Annotated in this window: 2 protein-coding genes; both read right to left on the bottom strand. The window is 37.7% G+C overall.

From position 1 onward, the window contains the following. Positions 1-79 precede the first annotated feature (79 nt). A complete protein-coding gene (locus F3G69_RS03860) occupies positions 80-1,447 on the bottom strand; it encodes a multiheme c-type cytochrome (protein ID WP_084040848.1) in 1,368 nt (455 codons plus the stop codon). Between the two features lie 9 nt (positions 1,448-1,456). Then, complete coding sequence (locus tag F3G69_RS03865) at positions 1,457-2,029, bottom strand: cytochrome c3 family protein (RefSeq protein WP_054196326.1); 573 nt, start codon at positions 2,027-2,029, stop codon at positions 1,457-1,459. Positions 2,030-2,230 lie beyond the last annotated feature (201 nt).

The following is a 2,230-nucleotide window of genomic DNA, read 5'->3' on the forward strand; positions in this document are numbered from 1 at the left end:
TATAAAAAATGATTTAAGTTGAGTAAATCTAATAGTTATTTAAGAAAGTAAGGTGGGAGAAAACCCACCTTATAAAGAATTATTTAACTTTACCAGTCTCAATTCTTTGTTTATAGATCTCACGAAGTTTTCTAATGTCGTTCTTAACTTCAAATACTCCATGCCAGTGTGAATAGTCAGGACCACCCATTAGAGCGCCTTGTCTCATACGGCGACCTTCGTGGTGCCACATATGATAGTAAACATCTTGGAATTCATCTTCCCAAGCGTCTGCGAGTAGTAAGTTTTTAGCTTTCAACTCTTCAAGCATCTTAGTTGCTTCAGCATTGTAAACGTTATAAAGCTCTACTTGCTTATCACCCATAATGAAGAAGTTATCTGTATGAGTTGATGTATGGCAAGCTTTACAAACTAGCTTCATCTCAGCTCTTGCTGCTTCTGGTCCATTTGGATGACCTGCAAGTGGCGTTCCTATGGTTAGTTTGCCAGTTTTTTCGTAAACAACAGCAGCTTGTTCATCACCAGCTGTTCTTAGCTTACTGCTGACGCCCCATAGGTTCCATTTTAGTCTTCTTGAAACATTGTGAGTTGTTGTTGTTTCACCAACACCACTCATGTGGCAAGCTGCACAAGTTGGAGCTCTAAAGTCTGGTACATCCCATGTATCAGGAGCAGCATCAAAATTCCATTTGTGAGCTTCGCTATTATAGATATGTCCGTGCATTGAGTTGTTAAAGATCTCAATATCTGGGTGATCAGGTCCAAGGTGGCAAGATGCACAAGCAGCTGGTTTTCTAGCTTCAGCTATGCTAAATGTGTGTGCGCTGTGGCATGATTTACATCCGCCTACGCCACCATCAGGATAAACATTACCTATACCGTAGTTTGGCCAAGTCTCTTTTGTAGGTTTGTGATCAGCGTCTAGTTTGATGACGGTTCCGTGGCACTGTGTACAACCAGTAGCGTCTGGAGCCATTTTGTATTCTGGATGATCCATACCTTCATAGTGATACATTAGTTTTACCATCGCAGGGTTAGCATACATTTGCATAGCACCTCTTGCGTGACCACTCTTAACAAATTCTTCAACCTCATTCTCGTGGCACTTAGCACAAGTTTTTGGGCTAACTAGCATTGATACGTGGTTGTTAGAATCTTTTGGATGCACCTTAACTGAAGCCATAGGATTATCTGCATTTACAGAGTGGCAATCCATACAACTTACGCCAACGTGAGCGTGGCGACTATTTTTCCAATCGGCAACTATGCCGGGTGTCTCTTTAGCGTGGCACTCAACACAGCTTTTTGATAAGTCTGACATTTTGTGAGCAACTTTAATGTTTTTTACAACATTAAGGTTTAAAGCATCAGATTTATTTGCATCCATGTTTGCGGCAAAGCCAAAAGACATTAGACAGGCTAATAACATTAGCGACTTTTTAAACATCTCTCCTCCTTACTTGGTTTTATTGTTTTCTTGTTTTTTAATTGCTTCAAATTTATCTATATGAAGTCCTAAATTTTTGTGGCCTACGTGATTATGACAATCTACGCACGATTTTTTATTAGGATTTCCAAGAACGAAATAGTCTCTATGCGGTAAGAATGATTTACCAGCTTGAATAACATTTTTTAAATTTGAGTGACAAGTCAAACATCCACTATCATAGACGAAATGAGATGCATGCTCACGTTTTTTTCGCCAGTCGATCTTGTCAGTATCTGTAAAAAATGTCTTATAACCATCGTTTATTGATACTTTAAGTTTTGTAAGCACATAAGTATAGGCACTTGTATGATTTAGATGACAGGCTGAACATTCAGCTTTTATGCCAAGTTTGTTATTGCCACCGTGTACATCTTCATGATATGCAGCATTCATAGGATCCATCGTGTGACAAATGGTACAGATGTAGCCACTGCCAGTCGCATGAAGCGCATCTGCTATACCCATAGATGCTATAAGTCCAATCACGATACCAATTATCACAGATGACCAAACAAAAAATTTCTTCTTAACTTCAGCCAAAACTTCCTCCTGAATTTATCAATATATCGTAAATTTTTACGAAAATTTTAAGTGAATACTATCAAAAAATATATAAATTTTTTCTTTAAGTAAATAAAAATATTTATTTGATATTAACTTTCAATAAGAATAAATTTCTTGCAGTCCACCCACATCTTTTTCCAAAATTTGGTTCTTTTCGTCAAGTTTAACTAAACCATT

It is taken from the genome of Campylobacter concisus, from assembly GCF_902460625.1.
In the GTDB taxonomy this organism is placed as follows: domain Bacteria; phylum Campylobacterota; class Campylobacteria; order Campylobacterales; family Campylobacteraceae; genus Campylobacter_A; species Campylobacter_A concisus_AD.